This is a genomic window from Rubritalea sp., assembly GCF_039830215.1.
In the GTDB taxonomy this organism is placed as follows: domain Bacteria; phylum Verrucomicrobiota; class Verrucomicrobiia; order Verrucomicrobiales; family Akkermansiaceae; genus Rubritalea.
The window spans coordinates 1-2,531 of sequence record NZ_JBDOPO010000102.1 but is presented as its reverse complement, the minus strand read 5'-3'; the positions used below and the strand labels follow the sequence as shown (position 1 = coordinate 2,531).

Genomic DNA, 2,531 nt, shown 5'->3' with positions numbered 1-2,531 from the left:
GGAAGTGAGATCCACGTGACAGCTAGCGGACTAAAGCTGATCGAGACCCTACATGAAATCGGAGCAACCGGACTCACATCGGCAGAGATGACTGGTGACTGGGAAAGCAAGTTACGCCAGATGGAACAAGGAAATCTCGACCGCCCAGTCTTCATGGAGCAAATCATCGACTTCACTAAAGACATTGTAGAGCGCGCCAAAGGCCATGCAATGGAACTGAAGAACAAGGTCTTCCCTGACATCAAAGCCCCTTGTCCAAAATGTGGTGCTACCACTCTAAAGCAAACTGACGCCACCTATGAATGCATGGAGCCTGAGTGCGGTTTCAAGATTACCAAATACATCGCTAACCGACTTCTCACTGAAGAGGAAGCACACGAACTTTTCACCAAGATGTTTGTCGGACCACTCAGCGGCTTCCGCTCTCGTTTCAACCGACCATTCGACGCGGGTCTCGAAATCGACAAAAAGTTCAAAGTTGCCTTCGTCTTCGACCGCGATGAAGAAGACGTAGAGGACCTCACCGATGACATGATCATCGGCGAAATGACATTTGACCAAAAGACCGTCAAAATCTACGAAACCGAGAAATCCTACTTCGTTCCGGAAGCCAAAAACAAAAAGGCTCCCAATGGCATGAAGATCTCTAAGCTCCTGTTGCAGCAACCGATTTCAAAAGAAGATGCCATCAAGATTTTCCAAGGTGAGAAATCCTCATTGATGGAAGACTTCATCTCGAACCGCACCAAGCGTAAGTTTAAGGCATTCCTCGTCTACGACTTCAATAATGCCCGCCCGTCATTCGAATTCCCACCTCGCGAAGCAAAGAAAAAGACAGCTAAAAAGGCGGCAAAGAAAACCGCAAAAAAGGCAGCTAAGAAGGCCGCCAAGAAAAAAGGCTGAGGAATAAGTTCCACAGACATTCCACAGGCGCCTCATCTGCAGGCGCCTTTTTTATCTCTTAAAATCACACCCCAAGAAAAGTCTCATCCTTTCCCTAATCGCTATTTTTGCCCTCAATAGTTGCTCTAGTCAAGCAGCCCAAAAAACACTCAATCTCGGCACCAAAGTACCCGTCACCTATCTAGAAAATGGCAAGAGCAAGATCGTCCGCATCCACTATTGTTGCCCATACACGCCCGACCGCATCATTGATGTTTCAGTCGGTATGTCTCACGGAGCCCACCTCGACTTCCATCACGATGGCTTAGTCAACTGTATCGTCGAAGTGCGCGAACCTATCGAGACTAGCTCGTAACATTGCTACGAGTGGCTACGGCCCGTTTTATCTAATCTTGAACCTCGTCTTCAGACAGGTTGTTGGCCACTTTGCGGACACTGGCATCCGCTCCGTAAATCATCAGTTCGTCACCAGATTTCATTAGAAAGTCCTTATCCGGAGCTCCAGTGAACCCTCCGTCAGCATGCCGCACATTCAGCACCACTACTCCATTATCAGATGGACGAGACTCCATCAGCTTCTTTCCACACCAAGGGTGACCGGGGCTGATAGTCACCTCAGAAACAGAAAATCCTTCTTCCACCTTGAGCAAGAGCTCGTAGTCCATAGCTCTAACCACCCCAGATGACTTTAGATAATGAATCATAAGCGCATCTACCGGCTTCTTAACTATTTTTAGATTCAATAGAAATGCCACACTAGCGATCCCGAACACTGTCGCAATAACCTGCATCAAATGCCCCCCACCTTCTGAGTTATCATTCGTCACAAATGTCACAATCAAAGTCGCCAACGCTGAAGTCAGTCCCACATTCCCTGCTATAATCAACTTTAGCACAACCCCACGCCTCACGGAGTGACGCATCACCATCTCAGCCTCAGATGTGGTAAAACCAACACCAAAAAAGGCCGAAGCTGCCTGAAATTTCGCAGCCTCCTGCGACATCCCAGTCAACACTAAGGCATTTGTCCCCACCCGCACAACGAGTAGCGAGACTATCACAATGATCAAAAGAGCTAGCAAAGGAAGCATGAGACAGAGAATACAGTAGTTCGGCAAAAAATAACAAGCCTCACCCACTCTAAACCGCGGCATTGACAAATCCCGTTGCTAGCTAAGAATCCCCCTGACCTACTGAAATGCTCGATCGTCTCAAAGCCATACCTATTCTTTCTGCCATCTTTTTGGTCAACCTCGTCTTCCGCTTCATCAGCGTACGTACTGTGTGGAACATCGGGGAATGCCTAGGCACGCTCTGTTATCGACTCATGCCTCAACGTCGCGCGATCGTGAACTACAACATGCAGGTCGTCTCTAAGCACACTCAAAGCTTCACGCCTACTCCTGAGCTTACAGAGTCTATTTTCCAGCGTAACATTGCCAACCTTTCTTGCACGCTTAAAACATACGGGATGAAGCCCAAGCAGCTGGCTGAAGTGATCGACATCAATATTTCCCCAAGTTTCCATCAAGCTGTAAAGGATAACTCTGGCGCGATCATTTGCCTCGCTCACATGGGCAATTGGGAAGTTCTCACCAAGCTAATGCCCCTCATTGAGCCCACACCTG

The 2,531-nt window shown here is 48.3% G+C and carries 3 protein-coding genes; 2 read left to right on the top strand and 1 reads right to left on the bottom strand.

Annotated features, from left to right (window positions below; genetic code table 11):
* Positions 1-903, top strand: a 903-nt coding sequence (locus ABGY95_RS03405; protein WP_347440295.1) for a topoisomerase C-terminal repeat-containing protein, incomplete at its 5' end; no start/stop codon positions are given.
* A 386-nt stretch (positions 904-1,289) separates the two neighbouring features.
* On the opposite strand, the gene ABGY95_RS03400 is transcribed toward ABGY95_RS03405, so the two are convergent.
* The gene (locus ABGY95_RS03400) at positions 1,290-1,994 is read right to left on the bottom strand and encodes a TrkA C-terminal domain-containing protein (RefSeq protein WP_347440294.1); all 705 of its coding nucleotides are present in this window, start codon (positions 1,992-1,994) and stop codon (positions 1,290-1,292) included.
* 107 nt (positions 1,995-2,101) lie between these two features.
* On the opposite strand from ABGY95_RS03400, the gene ABGY95_RS03395 reads away from it, so the two are divergent.
* A partial coding sequence (locus tag ABGY95_RS03395) for a hypothetical protein (protein WP_347440293.1) occupies positions 2,102-2,531 on the top strand: 430 nt, incomplete at its 3' end.

Excerpts from the sequence above, each read along its gene's own strand:
- ABGY95_RS03400 (WP_347440294.1), bottom strand. The coding sequence starts at position 1,994 with ATGCTTCCTTTGCTAGCTCTTTTGATCATTGTGATAGTCTCGCTACTC.